Below are 15895 nucleotides of genomic sequence, written 5' to 3' on the forward strand. Positions count from 1 at the left end.
GCAAGGCGTGATCGCCGGCATGGTGAGCGAAAGTTCAGGTACATGGTGTTCGTTCCTCACTGATCGGACAGGGATGGGGAATGTGTGCTGGCCGGCGCACGCAATCGGAGTGGTGGGTGGTGGATGCTGTGTCACGGCCGCGTGCCTCTGACGGCCTCCGCGAACGAGCGCTCGTGCTGCCCCGTGTCGGCCCGCTCGCATCGACGTGCCCCGCGCCGCGCGTCCGCCCTTGCCTGCCGGGAAGCCGCGCATCCGACCTTGCCTGCGCCGGGAAGTCGTAGGCGGCATGCGGCAGTTCCCCGTCCTGGGGCCGCGAGTGACGTATCGCAGGGCGGCGGTGCCTGTGCGGGTGATGCGGACGCTGGGCCAGGTGGAGTTCTGCGCCGGCGGTTGCCGAGCCCTGGACCGTACGCGTCGAGCGCTCGGTAGCGCCGTCGCCGTTGGTGTGCGCGGGGTACGGGCCGGTGCCGGCCGGTGGTACAGGCTTCGGTGTGCGGTGTTGGGGCGAGCGTGGCCGGCGCCATGAGCGCGTGCTCCGCGTGGTGGTTATCTCGGTCACCTCTGGTCATTCCTTGCCGAGTGGGGGATAGATGAGGAATGCCGCGTATGTCGGCTCTTATCCGGCTCCACGGGCGGCGGGTGCCGCACGGTTCGGCAGATGCGCACCTTTTCTGAGACTTCTCTGTGATCGCCACGGATCTGCCGGCGTCCCCGGTGCTCCGTACGCATGGTTCCGGCGGCGTCGCGAGGCCCGGCAGGGGCATACCGTCGGCGGAGTGGCAGAGGTTCCATGCTCTGTGCTACGCGACAAGGCGGGACATATGCGCGATGATCGGCTTATGTCATGGAGTTCCCGAAACCGTGGCCCAAGGGCCGACCCGGATCGCTCCGCGCACCGTGTCTCTGGTAAAGGGACCCTTTCGACCGCAGATGAGGAACTGCTTCGCACTCTGTATGCCGAGCACGCAGGACCCCTGTTCCACTACGTGCTGCGACTGACCTCGGGAGACTGGCAATGGGCGGAGGATGTCGTGCAGGAGACGTTGCTGCGAGCGTGGCAGCATCCCGCTGCGTTCGAGCCCGCACGCGGCCCGGCCCGGGCATGGCTGTGTACGGTCGCCCGGCACCTGGTCATCGACGCCCACCGGGCCCGGCAGGCCAGGCCGGCCGAGGTCGGCGGCGAGGTGCTGGAGCGGGCCGCCGAGCAGACGCCGGGTGAGGACGAGATCGAGCAGGCACTGCAGAGCTGGGCGGTGGCCGACGCTGTCCGGACACTGTCCCCGGACCACCGCGCGGTCCTGCTGGAGACCTACTACCGGGGCCGGACCATGGTGGAGGCCGCACGGGTGCTGGGCATCCCGCTGGGCACCGTGAAGTCGCGGACGTACTACGCCTTGCACGCCCTGCGGCTGGCGCTGCAGGAACGGGGCATCGAGTCATGACCGTGGCATGGAGGAGGTGGCGACCATGAGCGCGGACCACGAGGCCCTCCGGCTGGCGCTGGGAGGATACGTCCTGGGCACGCTGCCCCCGGCGGACATGGAGCAGGTGCGCGCCCACCTCACGGTATGCACCGAGTGCCAGGCGGAACACGCCCAGCTGGCGGGACTGCCCGCGCTGCTGGCGACGGTGACCGCGGCCGAAGCCGCAGGCCAGACGGTGCCGGCGGCCGGCGGGGACCTGGCCGACCGGCTGGTGGCGCGGGCAGCCGAGAACGCGCAGGGCTCCCTGCCCGAACGGCCCGCCGCGCCTGCGGTGTCGCAGGCGCCCGAGGTGGGTGTGCTGGAGAGGCTGCTCCAGCAGGCCGCGGCCCGGCGCCGCAGGACCTGGCGTCTGCAACTGGCCGGCGCCGCCGCCTCCTTGACGTTCATCGCGGCAGCGGTTGGCGGCACATGGCTGGCGGCCATCGGATCCGTGGGCAGTCAGGCGACGCAGCCTGGGCCGACCGCGCCGGCTGCCTTGCGCACCTTCTCCGGAAGCGATCCCACCACCGGCGTCTCCGCCTCGGTGAAGGTCTCGCCCTCCGTCTGGGGCAGTGTCCTGCAGGTCTCCGCCAGGGGGGCGCCCGCTGGAATCACCTGCCGGCTGCAGGCGGTCGGGCCCGGCGGGGCCAGGGCGGACGGCGCCACCTGGCGGGCAGGCGAGTACCCTCCCGGCACCACGGTCCCAGGGGCGGTTGCCATGTCTCCGGGAGCCATCGAGCACTTTGAGATCCTCGCCGGCAACGGTCAGAAACTGGTCACCATCCGGGCGTGAGGCGAGCGGAGCCCGCCCGACGCCGCGTCGAGCGGGCTCCTGGCGTACCCGGCCGACTCCTCACGGTGCGCCCTCGCCGGCTCCCGCATCGCCGCATTGGCCGTGGTCTTCGAACGCGTCGGGTCCTGCCCCCGGCTGAAGACGACCTGCGCGCCCGGCGCGCGGGAGCGTCCCGCCCCAGGGGCACCGCGGGCGGTCCTTCGCCACGCCCCACGCGGTGGATGCCAAGGCCAGGCAAGGACGCCCGCTTCACCGGCGCCGGCCTCCACTACGCTCAGCGCCCAGACCTGCGCGCCCGGCCCGCCGAGTACGGCAACTCAACTCCGGACTCCGGCCCGCGTTCACGGGCCGCGGTCTTCACAGATCGAGGCCGGTCTGCGACGCCTCGGTGGCCCCGAATGACGTCGCCGTAGCCACCGCGGGCATTGACCCGGACTCGCAAGAAGTCGGGTAAAAGGCGCGAATAACTCGAACCGTTTGGCGTGCGCCGCCCGTGGAACTGAATGAGCGCTCCCATGCAGGATCCGGCATACCGACTGCCCCTCGATGGTTTTGGCGGTCCTCCCACGTTCCGGTCTCCGCACATCCACAGAAGAGCCAGAAGACCATGTTTGTGACCGATTCCCCCCGCGCAAGCTCACCGCTCTCCCAGCCCCTGAGTCACCAGGCGCTGCTCACCTTGCCCGCGCAGGAGGCACACGTCTCCACCGCTCGTCACTTCGCGGCCGATCTGCTGGAGAACTGGGGTGTTCCCGCAAGCGAGCGGGACTCCGCCGCTCTCATCGTCGACGAACTCGCCGCCAACGCCGCCCAGTACGGCCGCGAGCGCATGACCCTGTTGCTCGTCCTCGATCACGGCACTTTGCACATTGTGGTCAGTGATTCCGGAATAGCCGTGGAGCGCCGTCGTCCTGACATCGCCCCGGACGAACACGGCCGCGGCACCGGCATCGTCCAGTACCTTGCACAGTCGACCGAGGTCCGCCAGACGCGCAGCGGTCGCAAAGTCCACGCCTGCCTGAGGTGTTCGGCATGATCGGCCCCGGCGTTCCGCACGAGCTGCGGCCCCTTGCCAGGCCCGGCACCACAGCGATGCGGCGGCTACCGGTCACCGTGGACACCGGCGGTGCGTACACCCGCTTCACCGGACGGCTTCCGACGGCCGCCCCCGGGAGCCGCCTACGACAGCGTGATCGCGTACACCTCGACCCGCGGATCGTCCGGCAGCGTCAACGAGCGCATCACCTTGGTGTCGTCCAACGCGATGGAACTGCCGAACAGCCGAACCGGCGGCCCGTCGACGCCTTGGCCGGCCTTGATCCGGTGGGCATGTCGAGGACGACGGTGCTGCCGTCGGGGGTCGCTTCGGCCCAGTCACCGACCTTGAGCGGAACCTCAGTGCTGCTGCCGTCGGCGTATCGGACGGTCAGCCCGGTCGTCACCGGCCCGTTGTGCGATGCCGCCACCATGCGCAGGGTGCCGTGGCTGTGGGCGGGCAACAGCAGCGTCTGGCCGCGGGCCTCGACGAAGTTCGCCGCGGTCCCGGTCGGATCGGGTGCCTCGTACCGCACGCCGTCCCAGGTGACAGGACCGGCGGCCGGCAGCAGGCCGGCGTCGTAACTCCAGCCGGATCCGTCGAAGTCACCCTGGCCGGGCTCGTCCGCGGTGGCCGTCCCGTCGTGCGCCATGTCCCTGCTCAGGTCCACTGCGCACTGCTCGTCCGTGGCTGTCGCACACTCCGCGGCCGGGCGCACCTCGACGGTGGCGTCCCGGGTGACGGGCCGTGGCCAGGACGCAGCGGTCCTCGTCGGTCTTGCTGCGCAGCTGCGGGCCTTCGGGGAAGGTGAAGACCTGGTATTTGCGGGAGCGGGCGCGGAAGACCGACAGCAGGGACGCCAGGGTGGGGTTGCCGCCGATTCGGGCGATGCCCGCATGGAAGCGATGCTGATCGCCGCGGGAGAGTCCGTTAAGGTCGTGTCGGAGCGACTGGGGCACACCAACGCTGCGATGACCCTGAACGTCTACAGCCATCTCTTCCCTGAGTCGGAGGAACAGACCAGGGCGGCGGTGGACCGGGCGTTGGGTGCCCTGGCGGGGGGATGTGCCCCGGATGTGCCCTCTCAGTCGGAGGACTGAGAGAACGCGCAGGCCAGAGCCGATGCCATGGGGGCACAGTGCGATTGAGAGTGGAGTTCACGACCGAGCCCTTCGATCTCGACGAGGCGCCCCCGCACGCGCTGGTCGCCCGTGAGGTCATCGAGGCGGCCGAACTGGACGCCGTGGACGTCGGGCCGTTCGGCAACACCGCGGAGGGGGGCGCGGACGCGGTGCTCACCGCGGTCGACGCACTGCTGCGCAAGGCTCTGGAGGCGGGGGCGACCAGGGTCTCGCTGCAGGTGAACGTGGTCGGGGAGGGCGACAAGTGACCGGCGCCGGGGATGACCCCTTCGTTGCCGCGGTCAAGCCGCTGGTCGACGCCATGGGGGGCGAGATGGTGGCGCCCGACCAGGCCGGCCCCGACGACGTCGTGCTCTCCTGGGAGGGCACGGACGTGATCGCCGTGCGCCTGCCGCAGCTGGCCGACTCGCTCGATCACATCCTGGCCGCCCTGGAGCGCAAGCAGGGCAAGCCCCTGGCCGACCTCGACCGCAAGGCCAAACAGGAGGCCGTACGGGTGCTGGAGGCCCGCGGCGCCTTCTCCGTGCGGCACGGAGTGGAGACGGTGGCGAGCGCCCTGGGCGTGAGCCGCTTCACCGTCTACAACTACCTGAACCGGGAAAAGGGTTAGCGGATGTGGAGCGGGCATCCACACTGGTGGAAGGCTTGACGGCCGGGAAACCCCAGGTCAGGACACGTATATGCCCCGCCACTTTCGGATGTAAGTAGATGTGAGTTGATGTGGTTGCGTGGACGGGTTGTGGACTTTTCGCGGCCCGCTACACCGCACGACGCAGGCCGCCGCCGTCCAGCGCCGCCCGCACACTCGTCACCGAGTTCGAACTCGCATGCGTGTACAACCACGTGATCTTCGCGCCCCGCTCATGCCCCAGGATCTTCTGCGCGTCCGCCTCCGGAATCCCGAGCTCATGCAGCCGTGAGGCGAACGCATGCCGCACGTCATGGAAGTGCGGCCACCGCTCGATCCGCTCCGTCTGTGGATTCTCCACCTTGCGCGAGATCCCCGTGTTGTCCGTCGCCCGGTTCCACTTCCGCCAGAAGCCCGCCCGGTCCATCACCCCGTCGAAGACAGGACGGCCCTTCACCTTCCGGCCCGCCCAGGGCGAACGGAACACCAGCTCCTCCGCATGCATGCCGCTGCCCGGAGCCGTCCGGGTCGCCGCCGCCGGATTCCTCTCCAGGTGCGCCTTCAGTGCGTGTGCGGCACGCGCCGACAGTGGCACGGTGCGGCAGCCGGCCGCCGACTTCGGGTACGCCTTCCGCTGCATCCTGCCGCGCACCTGGATGACGGTCTCCCGGACCTGGATGCTGTCGTCGTCGAAGTTCACCCAGCAGCGCCGCAGCCCGACCATCTCGCCCCAGCGGAGCCCCGTCTCCTCGGCCACGACCAGGAACGGGTGGAAGTGCTCGGGGAACTCGCCGCGGATCTCCGCCAGCTGGTCGTAGGTGGGCGGCATCAGATCGTCGGGATGCTTCGGCTGTGCTTTCGGCAGCTTCACGCCATCGCACGGATTGTGTGTGATCCGGCGGTCCTTGAGAGCGGACGCCATCATCCCGTGGAGCATCTGGTACGCCTTGTCGATGGTCGCCTTCCCCACCTTGGTGGTCAGTTTGGCGATCCACTCCTCGACGTCCAGGTTCCCGATCGACACCAGCGGCCACGAACCGAAGTGCGGCTGCACATGGTTGAGCCACACGCTGTCCACCGTCTCGTCGGTGTTGGCGGCGATACGCCGCGTCGGCCGCCACTTGGCGTGCCAGTCGTCGATGGTGACCTGCCCGCGGTCCAGGTCGACGAAGGACCCGGAGCGGACCTGGTCGCGGGTCTTGTCGAGGAATGCGACGGCCTTCTTGTTCGCGTTCTCGCCGGAGAACGTCCTGGCACGCTGCTTGCCTGCCGGATCGCGGTAGCGGGCCTGCCACGGTCCGGTGCAGGACTTGCGGGTCGCATCCTCGCCGGGCCGGAACTGGGCGGTACAGGCCTTGCAGCCGCAGGACTTGATACGGATCTGCCGGGGGTTGTTGCGCGCCTTACGGGGCATGCCGGATCTCCTCGCGCCGATTGGCGGGCCGCTGGTCGGGGACGCGGGCTTGCTTGGGCACCTCTATGAACTCTCCGCACCAGCATGTCGCACCCAGCCCGTGTTGCGGGGCGCCCAGCCACACGAGCAGCGCCCGTACCTGACGCAGCGCCTGAAAGTAGTCAAGGCCGTCACCGATGACGATGGCGACCCTGCCTCGATCCCACTGCGGCGCCTGCGGGCTGATGTCCTCCACGACGACGATTGCGCACATGCGACCCCCAACAGCAGGAACGGCTGACGTAGCCCGGCCGCAGGTGGAGGTACGGCAGAGCTACGACGGTACAACTGACAACTACCGTTCGTGAAGCGGCTATACGGGTTTAGTGAGCAGAAGATGAAGTCCGCAAATGGTTGTACAGAATCGCAAGATTCTTTACGTCAGGACTTCTGGCGCGCGCTCATCGCCTGCATGGTGGCCTCGACTACCTTCCGGTCTGCAGCGTCGAGGCTGCGGAACAGGTGGAGGAAGCGACGCTCGGACTCGTCGTCCATGGGTGCGGGGATGGTGCGGCCGGCTGCTTCGAAGACCTCAGCGACGGTGAGGCCGGCGCCTTCGGCGAACTTGCGCAGCAGGGCTGGGGAGGGGCCGCGGCTGCCGGTTGCGCGCTCGCCGCTCTTCCATGAGTGGATCGTGGACGTGGAGACGCCGGAGCGGCGGGCGAGGGTGGTCAGTGTCCAGCCCCGATCGTCCATCACGCGCTCGATGAGAGCTGCAAGGTCATCCACATGTAGAAGCATCGGGGATTTCCACATTCACTACAAGTCACGACGACGCATCTGACCTGTAGTGATTTCCACATGCGGAAGCTCTGGCATATGCGGAAGCGCTGGCCAAGGCTTTTTTCCCTGCTTGTTCGCTTGACATCCATCCACATCCAACCTTGAATGTGGAAACGAAGCCAGTGCCGACTTCCACATTCGGTCACACGGCATCAACTCTCGGCCACGAAGGGGCAACCCATGCACCGACTGGACAACGGTCAGCCCATCCGCACCGCGATGCGCGACGCCGGACTGTCCATCGAGCGCCTCGCCGAGAAGACCAAAGAAGCCGACCCGGCCGGCTACGGCATAAGCCGCTCCGCCATCGGCCACATGGTCGCCACCGGACCCAGTGGGCGCGACCCGTTCGCGAGACGCTCCTGCGACCTGGTAGCGAAGGCGCTCGATAAGCCCGTCGAGGAACTGTTCGCAGACCCCACCCCCACGTGACCTTTTTCGTGCCAGCAGTTTCCACATTCACTGGAAAATCTTCCGCAACAGACGAAAGGAAAAGCCGTGGAGCACCCCCCCAGCCCCACACCGCTGCGCGTCGCATCCCCCCTGCTCACCAAGACCGAGCTCCGAGCCTGGCTCAAGGTCAGCGACATGTGGATCCGCATGCGGGTCGACGACGACCCCGAGTTCGCCCGCCGCTGCGTCATCGACATCGCCACACCGGACAGCAGCCGCCGCACGCTCCGCTTCCCGGCCCGCGCCGTCGCCGACTACCTCGGGATCCCCGACTACGCCACACCGCAGCTCGCCACCGCCGCCTAACGCGGCAAGCCCCCACCACCGGTTCGCACACCGGCAGCAGGGGCCTCGCGGCCCGAGAGCCGCGCGATCCACCCCTCAACCTCACGAAACGAAAGGGGCTTCACGTGAAGCCATCGTCTCAGGATCACCGGACCGAGTACATCGCGGGTCTCCGCGAGTTCGCGGACTGGCTGGAGCAGAACCCGCAGATTGAGGCCCCGACCAACAGCCGGATGCTTCTGCCGCTGACCACGAACCCTGCGGTGGAGGAGTTCGCCAACATCCACGGTCTGACTGTTGAGGTCGACTCGGATGGCAACGCTTCGGCCGACCTCAAGTTCGGGCCGATCGTCTACCTCGCCTACGGCTACGCGGACTTCCAGGAGTTCGTCAAGCAGAACAACGAGAAGCAGGCCCGCGACTGGGCCGACAAGAACGACATGGTCATCCAGCCCCGCGACGGCGGTGCGGCATGAGCACCGACTACTCCGCTTCCGCTGCCCGGTTCGCCCGGGAGACGCGCGGCCACGAGATGACCATCCTGCACGAGGACGGGCTGTACCGGCATCTGAAGTGCGCGAACCCGAAGGGCGGCTTCTACCGCTTCGACCTGCTCACGTGGCCGCACAACGTGTTCCTGCGCGGTGACGGCTTCTCGTTCGGCTTCTCCGTGTGGCCGACCGAGGACATGTTCGACGTGTTCCGCGGATCGAGCAGCGGCGGCATCAACCCCGGCTACTGGCAGGAGAAGGTCACCGCCGGGAAGGTTCGGGACTGGTCGGAGGACCTGTTCCGTGCCTGGGTGCTGGACGAGGCCGCGACGGTCGAGGGCTACTACCCGGACGCCGTCGAGGCTGTGACGAAGCAGATCCTGCACTCCGACGAGCACAACACGGAGTACCGGGGCACGGCCGAGTTCGCGGTCGCATCGTTCCAGCACGGCGACTTCCGGCTGCGGCTTCCGGCCGAGTGGGAGCAGTCGTTCGACGACTTTTCGTGGGAGTTCCTCTTCGCCTGCCACGCCGTTCTGTGGGGTATCGGCCAGTACGACGCCGCGAAGGCGGTGACGGCATGAAGTGCAACGAGCCGAAGCCCGGCGACTCCTGGAGCTCCTGCGACAAGGAGCTGAAGCACGCGGGATCGCACCGCTACCTGAACGAGTCGTGGCCGCGCCCGGTGCCTGACGGCCATGACTGGGACGTGCAGTCTCTCCTTGAGGAGACGCTGCCCCGGACCGCCTACGGCGTCAACGAGCGCAGCTTCCCGATCATCGTCACCGAGACCGTGACCCGCCTCCTGTGGGTGGACGCGGAGAACGAGGACGACGCGCTCGCCTACTGGGCGGACGACTACTCGGAGATCCCGCTCAAGGAGTCCGAAGTCCTCGACGGCTACCTGGACTTCGAGCGGCCGGACGAGCATCAACGGCAGGAAGCGTTCCGGTCGCAGGCGAACTCGAACCGCGGCGTGGCGAAGGTCGGCCCGCTGCAGAAGTGCCCCGGCTGCGAGGCAACGGCGTTCGGCCGCGAGTGGCTCCACGACCCGTACCGGAAGTGCCACGGCCCGATCGCCTGGCGGTTGAGCCTCGGCCGTCCGATGCGCGAGTGGCGGCGCGGTCCGGCGTTCACAAAGGCGGTGACCTCATGACCGCCATCGACCCGTCCCTGGCCGCCCGGATCGCCGAGCGAGGTGTCCCGCTGTCGGCGGACCTCGCCGCTCTGGACGTGCCGCTCCCCGAGCTGGAGCGCCGGATCGCTAAGGAGCGGTTCGAGGCGCGTATGGACCACCTCGCCGAACTCCTCGCCCACCCGGAGACCGCGGCCAAGCCCGGCTCGCGCGGTGAGCTCAAGGAACAGCGGCACTGGCTGCACGACGCAGACCCCGACTCCACCATCCCCGTCTTCCGCGTGAACCTCACCAAGCGCCCCCAGGAGATGCTGTGACGACCTTCGCTGACCTGTCCCGCCCGCTGGCTCTGCTGCGTCTCCTGTCAGCCGACCACCCGGATCTGACTGCACCTCACGTGGGCATGTCGCCGCATCACCCGCACTGCCTGACCCTGTCCGTACACGGCGACCTCGGCGGTTTCGAGGCCTGGCGTGAGGCCCTCGATATCGCCCCGGAGGCGGTCCGCCACAACACGCAGAGCGGCGGCACCACTCTCGTCCTCACCGGCTCCGCGACCATCGCCGACGCCCACGTCGAACTCGTCGGCTACGCCCCCAACCTGGCCCTCGTCGCAGCGGCGGTGGCCTGACATGGCGACCGTCATCGAGCCCCGCCCGCTGGCGGACGAGGTGGAGCAAGCCTTGGTCCAGCTCGACGCCGATTTCGCGGCTGTCTACGGACCGGACATGGGCGCCTGGTCGCGGGGTGTGCGCGGCGAACTGCTGGAGATGCAGCGGGCCCGCCGCACCGCCGACCGGGAAGCCCACCCGCTGCACCCGCGGAAGGCTTCCGCCGGACGCCGACGCAGGCACCAGCGGCAGCTGCCGTGGCGCATCCACACGATCGCGCCGGCCGCGGTGACGGTGCTCCTTGCCCCGCACTGGTCCGACGCGACGGGCGAAGTGCACCGCGTGTTCATCGCCCAGTGCTTCGACACCGACGGCAACCGGCTCAACCTGCCCCGCGGAGGCTCCGCCCGCCTCGCCGCCCTGATGCAGGGCGCGTTCCCGGCCGCGGACTGGAACCGGCCGCAGACCTGGCACGCAGACGGCAACCAGCTCACCACCTGGCAGCAGAGGCGAGTGGCGTGATGGGCGTCGAACTCGCCGACTACGGGCCGAAGCCGCCCACCGCGGACGCGGTACTGCAGCGCCGGGCCGCGGTCCGTGTCGCCGACCAGATCGCCGCCGAGCATCCGCATCCGCTTGACGACCGACTGCCACGCCTCGCCGGCCAGGAGCTGGCCATGGACCCGGTGATCGCTGCCGGAGTCCTTGAACTCCTCGACGCACTCGGGCTGCGCCCCAAGCAGCGGAGGCGGCCGTGATCCCGATCCCGACCAGCCTGTCGCCGATCGCGGTCCTGTTCAACGACCTCGTGGCCTGGCTCAACGACCGCCTCACCGCCCACACCGTCCAGCTCGAAGCCGAAGTCGCCGTGGCCATCGCCGAAAACCAGCAGCTGAAGGGAGCGTCGTGAGCACGACTACCGCACCGACCCCGACCGAGGTCTCCGACCTCCTCGCCAAGGCGGAAGCCCACCTGGAACGGGTCGGGCATCACAAGGGCTGGCTGTACGACGAGACCAAGGCCGACGCGGGTGAAGCCCTCACCGACGTCCCCGTGTGCGCTGTCGGCGCTGTTCTGGCCGCCGCCTACGGGGAGCCTCGCTACCCGTCCGCGTACCCACAGCACAGCGACCTCGTCGACGCCGCCATCACCGCGTTGACGACCACCGTCGGCCAGCCGATCCATGTGTGGAGTGACGCCAAGGGCCGCCAAAAGCGGCAGGTTGCCAAGGCGTTCCGCGACACCGCGGCCAGCCTGCAGGCGGGGGTGGCGGCGTGAGTACCACCGTCACTGTCCGCCGCCACAGGGCCCCCGACCGGATCGCCGAACTCAAATGCCGCCTCGCCCAGGTCGAGGCCGACAACCGGGCGCTGATCGCCCGGAACGAGGAACTCATCTGCGAGCTCACCAGCAGCATCCTCGCCGCCAGCCGGTACTCCCTGCGGGCCGCCGCGGCCGACGAGGAGAACGGGCGGCTACTGAAGGCCAACGCGGACCTGCGGCACAAGACGATCCGCGCGAAGGCCGAACAGGAGCGTCTCCGGCAGGCCGTCATCAATGCCCGGCCAAAGATCCGCGAAGTGCCGAGCGCCATGGTCCGCCCGTACTCGCCGACCGTCGTCTTGCCCTACGTCTCGCCGGTGCCGTACCGCTCGACGGCCAACGACGAGACGCAGCAGCTGCCGATCCTCGACCAGCCACAGAAGGCCGTCTGGCCCGTGTACGCGATGCCCGTCACCACCTGACTCGCCGGCCTGGCGGTGATCCGCTCCCGCCACGGCCGGCGGCCCAACGCAAGAACCCCCGCCGAGGTGAAGTCGGCGGGAGTCCACCACCAGCATCCCATGGAAGGGATTCCCGATGATCGGTGAAGTCCGCGACTACCAACTCGCCTTGGCTGACGGCCAGGTGTACACGGTGCCGCTCGCAAAGGAGATCGCGCCCGGTCTGCTCGTCTACCGCATCCCGGACGGCATGCACCCGTCCAGCCCGCACCGGTGGCGCATCGGCCACGAGACGTCCGGCCGCGCCGTGGCGGACGCCATGACGGAGGAGGACGCCGTCAAGACCGCCGAGGTCTTCGGGGCGCTCGTCAACTGGACGCAGGACATGGACGCTTTGCGCGCCACCGTCGACGCGGACGAGCTTTTCGCGAAGGCCGCCCGCTACTACCCGGTGCTGCCCGCGCGCCCGGAGTACCAGATGCGCGGTGACGTCAGCAGGAACGGTGTGTACACGGACGCGGACGTCGAGGAAGCGGCGGCCGAGGCCAAGGCCGACGGGCTCAGCGCCTACGACATCTTGATCGCAATGTCGCACACCGTGCCGTGGATGGGCCTCGACATCAACCAGTTCAACGAGGCCCACGACCGGATCGTCACCCTCGCCGACGCCGACTGACCACAACCCCCACATAGACGCGGCGTCGAGCAGCTTCCCCCCAGCCGCTCCGCCGCAGCCGAGGCCCCGCCGCCCCACCAACCCCCCGGTCACGGGCGGCGAGGCCTCCGGCGCCAAGACGAAGAGAGAGCGAAATGACTGCGCGAACGTGCGATGACTGCCGAATCGAGGTGATCGGCAAGATCCGCCGCGGGCGGTGCGAGAAGTGCTATCGCAAGCTGCTCGCGGATGTCAAGAGCCGCGGCGACTACACCCCAATTGAGCGGCCCAGTAGGCGTCATCGCTCGAAGCGTCAGCAATCGGTCCTACCTGCTCCTCAGCGAGCTCGCGCGCGTGTCACGCCTGGTTGGGGTGGCTGCTGGATCTACACGGGCAAGGCCAGCACCAACGGCTACGGAATGCTCAAGTCGGCGGGCGTCACGAAGATGGCGCATCGCATCGTCTACGAAGCCATGGTGGGCCCCATACCGGCCGACCTGCAGCTCGATCATCTCTGCCATTCCACAGACGACAAGTGCCCTGGCGGACGGAACTGCTGGCACCGACGCTGCATCAACCCGGCGCACCTGGAGCCAGTTACCGGCTTCGAAAACAACCTGCGCAGCCTGAGCCCAAGCGCCATAAACACACGCAAGTGGCGCTGCATCCGGGGGCACGAGTTCACCCCGGAGAACACCCGCCTCCGCGAGCCGAAGAAGCCGGGCCGCGAACCGTATCGGGTTTGCCGGGCCTGCAGCCGTGACTGGCGACGTCGACGCAAGGCCGCCCAGTAGCCCCGAGTTCCTCCTGCCGCAACGCCGGCGACTCCCTTCGCCACACCCAGAAACGAGGATTCATGAGCACCAACAGCCCCGCGAAGGCCCCTCGGCCTCTCGCCTTCATCGACACCGAGACCACCGGCCTAGACCCGCGGAAGCACGACGCGTGGGAGATCGCCGTCATCCTGCGTCGCCCCGGCTACGCAGATCACGAGTACCTCTTCCAGGTCCGCACCAGCCTCACCGAGGCCGACCCCAAGGCCCTGGAGATCAACCAGTACGAGCAGCGATTCGCCGTCCCCGACGGGGAGTTCGCCATCGAGATCTCCACCGCCACAGCGGACGAGGTCACGCCGCTTACCGAGGCAGACCTCATGCACGACCTGATGACCGTCCTCGACGGCGCCATGCTCGTCGGATCCAACCCCGCCTTCGACGACCGGTTCCTGTCGAAGATCTTCCATGAGGCGGGCGTCACTCCTCGCTGGCACTACCGCACGGTCGACGTCGCGACCATGGCCGTCGGCCACCTGTACGGGCAGGCGTACACGCTGACCAAGCAGCACTGCGACGCCGAGTTCTACGCCCGAGCCGACCGACTTCTCGACGACGGCTGGAAGTCCTACGAGCTGTCCCGGCTCATGGGCATCGAGCCCCCGGCAAAGGACATCGCCCACACCGCGCTCGGGGATGCTCGCTGGGCTCGCGACGTGTACGACGCCATCACCAAGGCCGACGCCTTCTACGCCGCCAGCGACGAGCAGCTCGTCGGCATGGTCCGCGAGGCCTCCCGCGGCAGCTTCGGCGGCCAGCAGTGACCGCCGCGGTGGAGGTCGAAGCCTCGGCCGAGGCGCAGCCCGGGATGTACGACATCCCCGCCGATCTGTACCACTCGGACCCCATCCCCGGCGGCAGCCTCTCCTCAACCGGCGCCCGGCGCCTCGCCGACTGCCCCGCCCGCTTCAAGTACTTCCTCGACAACCCCGAGCCCTACAAGCCCGAGTTCGAGTTCGGCACCGCCGCGCACACCGTAATCCTCGGCAACGGGCCGGAGCTCGTCGTCGTCGACGAGAAGCGCTGGGACACCAACGAGACGAAGGCACGCGTCGCCGCGATCCGGGCGTCCGGCGGTGTTCCCCTCAAGGCCGAGGCTCGCCAGCGGATCGACGACATGGCCGAGGCACTCGCCCGGCACCCCGAAGCGTCGTACCTCCTCATCCCGGGCAGCGGCCTCGCCGAACAGTCGATCTTCTGGGAGGAGCACGGGATCTGGCGGCGCAGCCGCATCGACTGGTTGCGCCCCGAGGAGCTCGTCGACTACAAGTCCGCCCGCTCCGTGCACCCCGACTACCTACAGAAAGCCGTCAACGAGTACGGCTACCACCAGCAGGACGACTTCTACCGGCGCGGCGCCGTCCACCTTGGCCTCATCCCGGCCTCCGGCTCCTTCAAGTTCATCTTCCAGGAGAAGCAGCCGCCCTATCTGGTGACCGTCGCTGAGCTCGACTTCCCTGCCCGCGTCATCGGCGGCGAGCTCAACGACCGCGCCCTGCACGCCTACGCCGAGTGCCGCGCCACGGGCTACTGGCCCGCCTACAGCGACGGCACCGCCTACATCTCGCTCCCCAAGTGGGTCGAGCGCAAGTACGAAGAGGAGAACTCGTGAACCAGCTTCCGCCGCCCGTCCGCACCGGACGCCCGGCCGCCGAACAGAACGGCTCGGCCGCACAGTTCGCGTTCAGCCCCGCCAGCAAGGCCGGACGCAAGGCCCGCCTGTCCATCCAGGGCCTTTCCGGCTCCGGGAAGACCTGGACCGGCCTCGGCATCTGCCACGGCCTGTCTGAGGGCCGCCGGTTTGCCGTCATCGACACCGAGAAGGGGGCCGCCAGCCTCTACGCCGGGATCGGCGGCATCCAGTTCGACACCCTCGCCATGGACCGCTACGACCCCCGCGACCTCGCCCGCGCCCTGGACGCCGCCGCACAGGCCGGATACCCGACCGTCTTCGTCGACAGCCTCAGCCACTTCTGGAAGGGCACCGACGGCACCCTCGACCAGGTCGAGAAGGCCAGCAGCAGGTACGGCGGCAACAAGTTCGCCGGCTGGAAGGACGGCACCCCAATGCAGAACGACATGGTCGCCGCGATCCTCGCCTACCCCGGCCACGTCGTCGCCTCGATGCGCTCCTACACCGAGTGGGTGCTGGAGAGCGGCAAGCCGAAGCAGGTCGGCACCCGTCCCGAGCAGCGCAAGGGCATCGAGTACGAGTTCGACGTCGCCGTGGCAATGGACATCGACAACACGCTCGAAGTCCTCAAGTCCCGGTGCCCGGCGCTGAACCGCAAGGTCATTCAGCGCCCGCAGGGAGCCCGTGACATCGCCGGCCCGCTCCTCACCTGGCTGAACACCGAACCCGAAGCTCAGCCCCAGCCCGCAGCCACGCCCGCGCCCGACCAGCAGTAGC

Annotated in this window: 27 protein-coding genes; 23 read left to right on the forward strand and 4 right to left on the reverse strand. The window is 68.7% G+C overall.

Features of this window, described 5'->3' with window-relative positions; translation table 11 throughout:
* Positions 1-839 precede the first annotated feature (839 nt).
* The 3 genes from OG747_RS36135 (at position 840) to OG747_RS36145 (ending at position 3292) form a co-directional block, all read left to right on the forward strand.
* Entirely contained in the window at positions 840-1442 is a 603-nt protein-coding gene (locus OG747_RS36135; protein WP_405883543.1) for a sigma-70 family RNA polymerase sigma factor, read from the forward strand.
* Positions 1443-1467: 25 nt separating this feature from the next.
* Positions 1468-2256 carry an anti-sigma factor family protein gene (locus tag OG747_RS36140; RefSeq protein ID WP_405883544.1) on the forward strand — a complete coding sequence of 263 codons (789 nt, stop codon included), beginning with the start codon at positions 1468-1470 and terminating at the stop codon, positions 2254-2256.
* Positions 2257-2863: 607 nt separating this feature from the next.
* On the forward strand, positions 2864-3292 hold the full coding sequence (locus tag OG747_RS36145; RefSeq protein ID WP_405883545.1) for an ATP-binding protein: 429 nt from the start codon (positions 2864-2866) through the stop codon (positions 3290-3292).
* A gap of 205 nt (positions 3293-3497) precedes the next feature.
* Here OG747_RS36145 and OG747_RS36150 read toward each other — a convergent pair whose 3' ends face one another.
* Entirely contained in the window at positions 3498-3962 is a 465-nt protein-coding gene (locus tag OG747_RS36150) for a hypothetical protein (RefSeq protein WP_405883546.1), read from the reverse strand.
* A 67-nt stretch (positions 3963-4029) separates the two neighbouring features.
* Here OG747_RS36150 and OG747_RS36155 point away from each other — a divergent pair, with 67 nt between their 5' ends.
* Genes OG747_RS36155 through OG747_RS36165 form a run of 3 tightly spaced genes read left to right on the forward strand, consistent with a single transcriptional unit; the run spans position 4030 to position 5044 of the window.
* Positions 4030-4392, forward strand: a complete 363-nt coding sequence (locus OG747_RS36155; protein ID WP_405883547.1) for a hypothetical protein — start codon at positions 4030-4032, stop codon at positions 4390-4392.
* Between the two features lie 38 nt (positions 4393-4430).
* Positions 4431-4682, forward strand: a complete 252-nt coding sequence (locus OG747_RS36160; RefSeq protein WP_405883548.1) for a hypothetical protein — start codon at positions 4431-4433, stop codon at positions 4680-4682.
* On the forward strand, positions 4679-5044 hold the full coding sequence (locus OG747_RS36165) for a helix-turn-helix domain-containing protein (protein ID WP_405883549.1): 366 nt from the start codon (positions 4679-4681) through the stop codon (positions 5042-5044). The genes OG747_RS36160 and OG747_RS36165 overlap by 4 nt, the downstream gene beginning before the upstream one ends.
* A 148-nt stretch (positions 5045-5192) precedes the next feature.
* Here the strand turns inward: OG747_RS36165 and OG747_RS36170 are convergent, their stop codons facing one another.
* From OG747_RS36170 to OG747_RS36180, 3 genes are all read right to left on the reverse strand, one after another.
* Entirely contained in the window at positions 5193-6476 is a 1284-nt protein-coding gene (locus tag OG747_RS36170; RefSeq protein WP_405883550.1) for a tyrosine-type recombinase/integrase, read from the reverse strand.
* On the reverse strand, positions 6466-6729 hold the full coding sequence (locus OG747_RS36175) for a hypothetical protein (RefSeq protein ID WP_405883551.1): 264 nt from the start codon (positions 6727-6729) through the stop codon (positions 6466-6468). The genes OG747_RS36170 and OG747_RS36175 overlap by 11 nt, the downstream gene beginning before the upstream one ends.
* A 167-nt stretch (positions 6730-6896) precedes the next feature.
* Positions 6897-7244, reverse strand: a complete 348-nt coding sequence (locus tag OG747_RS36180; protein WP_405883552.1) for a helix-turn-helix domain-containing protein — start codon at positions 7242-7244, stop codon at positions 6897-6899.
* 234 nt (positions 7245-7478) lie between these two features.
* Between OG747_RS36180 and OG747_RS36185 the strand changes: the two genes are divergently transcribed.
* The 17 genes from OG747_RS36185 (at position 7479) to OG747_RS36265 (ending at position 15894) form a co-directional block, all read left to right on the forward strand.
* The gene (locus OG747_RS36185) at positions 7479-7730 is read left to right on the forward strand and encodes a helix-turn-helix domain-containing protein (RefSeq protein ID WP_405883553.1); all 252 of its coding nucleotides are present in this window, start codon (positions 7479-7481) and stop codon (positions 7728-7730) included.
* Between the two features lie 66 nt (positions 7731-7796).
* Complete coding sequence (locus OG747_RS36190; RefSeq protein WP_405883554.1) at positions 7797-8057, forward strand: hypothetical protein; 261 nt, start codon at positions 7797-7799, stop codon at positions 8055-8057.
* Between the two features lie 104 nt (positions 8058-8161).
* A complete protein-coding gene (locus tag OG747_RS36195; protein WP_405883555.1) occupies positions 8162-8512 on the forward strand; it encodes a hypothetical protein in 351 nt (116 codons plus the stop codon).
* Complete coding sequence (locus tag OG747_RS36200; RefSeq protein ID WP_405883556.1) at positions 8509-9111, forward strand: hypothetical protein; 603 nt, start codon at positions 8509-8511, stop codon at positions 9109-9111. Before OG747_RS36195 ends, OG747_RS36200 begins: the two co-directional genes overlap by 4 nt.
* Positions 9108-9683, forward strand: a complete 576-nt coding sequence (locus OG747_RS36205; RefSeq protein WP_405883557.1) for a hypothetical protein — start codon at positions 9108-9110, stop codon at positions 9681-9683. Before OG747_RS36200 ends, OG747_RS36205 begins: the two co-directional genes overlap by 4 nt.
* On the forward strand, positions 9680-9979 hold the full coding sequence (locus tag OG747_RS36210) for a hypothetical protein (RefSeq protein ID WP_405883558.1): 300 nt from the start codon (positions 9680-9682) through the stop codon (positions 9977-9979). The genes OG747_RS36205 and OG747_RS36210 overlap by 4 nt, the downstream gene beginning before the upstream one ends.
* Positions 9976-10293 (forward strand): hypothetical protein, encoded by a 318-nt coding sequence (locus tag OG747_RS36215; RefSeq protein ID WP_405883559.1) that lies wholly within the window; start codon positions 9976-9978, stop codon positions 10291-10293. Before OG747_RS36210 ends, OG747_RS36215 begins: the two co-directional genes overlap by 4 nt.
* Before the next feature lies 1 nt (position 10294).
* Positions 10295-10795 (forward strand): hypothetical protein, encoded by a 501-nt coding sequence (locus OG747_RS36220; RefSeq protein ID WP_405883560.1) that lies wholly within the window; start codon positions 10295-10297, stop codon positions 10793-10795.
* Positions 10792-11031 carry a hypothetical protein gene (locus OG747_RS36225; RefSeq protein WP_405883561.1) on the forward strand — a complete coding sequence of 80 codons (240 nt, stop codon included), beginning with the start codon at positions 10792-10794 and terminating at the stop codon, positions 11029-11031. The genes OG747_RS36220 and OG747_RS36225 overlap by 4 nt, the downstream gene beginning before the upstream one ends.
* Positions 11028-11183 (forward strand): hypothetical protein, encoded by a 156-nt coding sequence (locus tag OG747_RS36230; protein ID WP_405883562.1) that lies wholly within the window; start codon positions 11028-11030, stop codon positions 11181-11183. The genes OG747_RS36225 and OG747_RS36230 overlap by 4 nt, the downstream gene beginning before the upstream one ends.
* A complete protein-coding gene (locus OG747_RS36235; protein WP_405883563.1) occupies positions 11180-11551 on the forward strand; it encodes a hypothetical protein in 372 nt (123 codons plus the stop codon). Before OG747_RS36230 ends, OG747_RS36235 begins: the two co-directional genes overlap by 4 nt.
* Positions 11548-12018 carry a hypothetical protein gene (locus OG747_RS36240; protein WP_405883564.1) on the forward strand — a complete coding sequence of 157 codons (471 nt, stop codon included), beginning with the start codon at positions 11548-11550 and terminating at the stop codon, positions 12016-12018. The genes OG747_RS36235 and OG747_RS36240 overlap by 4 nt, the downstream gene beginning before the upstream one ends.
* Before the next feature lie 115 nt (positions 12019-12133).
* Entirely contained in the window at positions 12134-12673 is a 540-nt protein-coding gene (locus OG747_RS36245; RefSeq protein ID WP_405883565.1) for a hypothetical protein, read from the forward strand.
* Positions 12674-12843: 170 nt separating this feature from the next.
* A complete protein-coding gene (locus OG747_RS36250) occupies positions 12844-13446 on the forward strand; it encodes an HNH endonuclease (RefSeq protein ID WP_405883566.1) in 603 nt (200 codons plus the stop codon).
* A gap of 62 nt (positions 13447-13508) precedes the next feature.
* A complete protein-coding gene (locus OG747_RS36255; RefSeq protein ID WP_405883567.1) occupies positions 13509-14249 on the forward strand; it encodes a hypothetical protein in 741 nt (246 codons plus the stop codon).
* Positions 14246-15097, forward strand: coding sequence for a PD-(D/E)XK nuclease-like domain-containing protein (locus OG747_RS36260; RefSeq protein WP_405883568.1), 852 nt, complete (start codon positions 14246-14248; stop codon positions 15095-15097). The genes OG747_RS36255 and OG747_RS36260 overlap by 4 nt, the downstream gene beginning before the upstream one ends.
* The gene (locus OG747_RS36265) at positions 15094-15894 is read left to right on the forward strand and encodes an AAA family ATPase (protein ID WP_405883570.1); all 801 of its coding nucleotides are present in this window, start codon (positions 15094-15096) and stop codon (positions 15892-15894) included. Before OG747_RS36260 ends, OG747_RS36265 begins: the two co-directional genes overlap by 4 nt.
* Position 15895: the final 1 nt, after the last annotated feature.

It is taken from the genome of Streptomyces sp. NBC_01384 (assembly GCF_045040035.1).
Classification (GTDB): Bacteria; Actinomycetota; Actinomycetes; order Streptomycetales; family Streptomycetaceae; genus Streptomyces.

Excerpts from the sequence above, each read along its gene's own strand:
- OG747_RS36135 (WP_405883543.1), top strand. The coding sequence starts at position 840 with ATGTCATGGAGTTCCCGAAACCGTGGCCCAAGGGCCGACCCGGATCGC.
- OG747_RS36140 (WP_405883544.1), top strand. The coding sequence starts at position 1,468 with ATGAGCGCGGACCACGAGGCCCTCCGGCTGGCGCTGGGAGGATACGTC.
- OG747_RS36145 (WP_405883545.1), top strand. The coding sequence starts at position 2,864 with ATGTTTGTGACCGATTCCCCCCGCGCAAGCTCACCGCTCTCCCAGCCC.
- OG747_RS36170 (WP_405883550.1), bottom strand. The coding sequence starts at position 6,476 with ATGCCCCGTAAGGCGCGCAACAACCCCCGGCAGATCCGTATCAAGTCC.
- OG747_RS36175 (WP_405883551.1), bottom strand. The coding sequence starts at position 6,729 with ATGTGCGCAATCGTCGTCGTGGAGGACATCAGCCCGCAGGCGCCGCAG.
- OG747_RS36185 (WP_405883553.1), top strand. The coding sequence starts at position 7,479 with ATGCACCGACTGGACAACGGTCAGCCCATCCGCACCGCGATGCGCGAC.
- OG747_RS36200 (WP_405883556.1), top strand. The coding sequence starts at position 8,509 with ATGAGCACCGACTACTCCGCTTCCGCTGCCCGGTTCGCCCGGGAGACG.
- OG747_RS36205 (WP_405883557.1), top strand. The coding sequence starts at position 9,108 with ATGAAGTGCAACGAGCCGAAGCCCGGCGACTCCTGGAGCTCCTGCGAC.
- OG747_RS36210 (WP_405883558.1), top strand. The coding sequence starts at position 9,680 with ATGACCGCCATCGACCCGTCCCTGGCCGCCCGGATCGCCGAGCGAGGT.
- OG747_RS36220 (WP_405883560.1), top strand. The coding sequence starts at position 10,295 with ATGGCGACCGTCATCGAGCCCCGCCCGCTGGCGGACGAGGTGGAGCAA.
- OG747_RS36245 (WP_405883565.1), top strand. The coding sequence starts at position 12,134 with ATGATCGGTGAAGTCCGCGACTACCAACTCGCCTTGGCTGACGGCCAG.
- OG747_RS36255 (WP_405883567.1), top strand. The coding sequence starts at position 13,509 with ATGAGCACCAACAGCCCCGCGAAGGCCCCTCGGCCTCTCGCCTTCATC.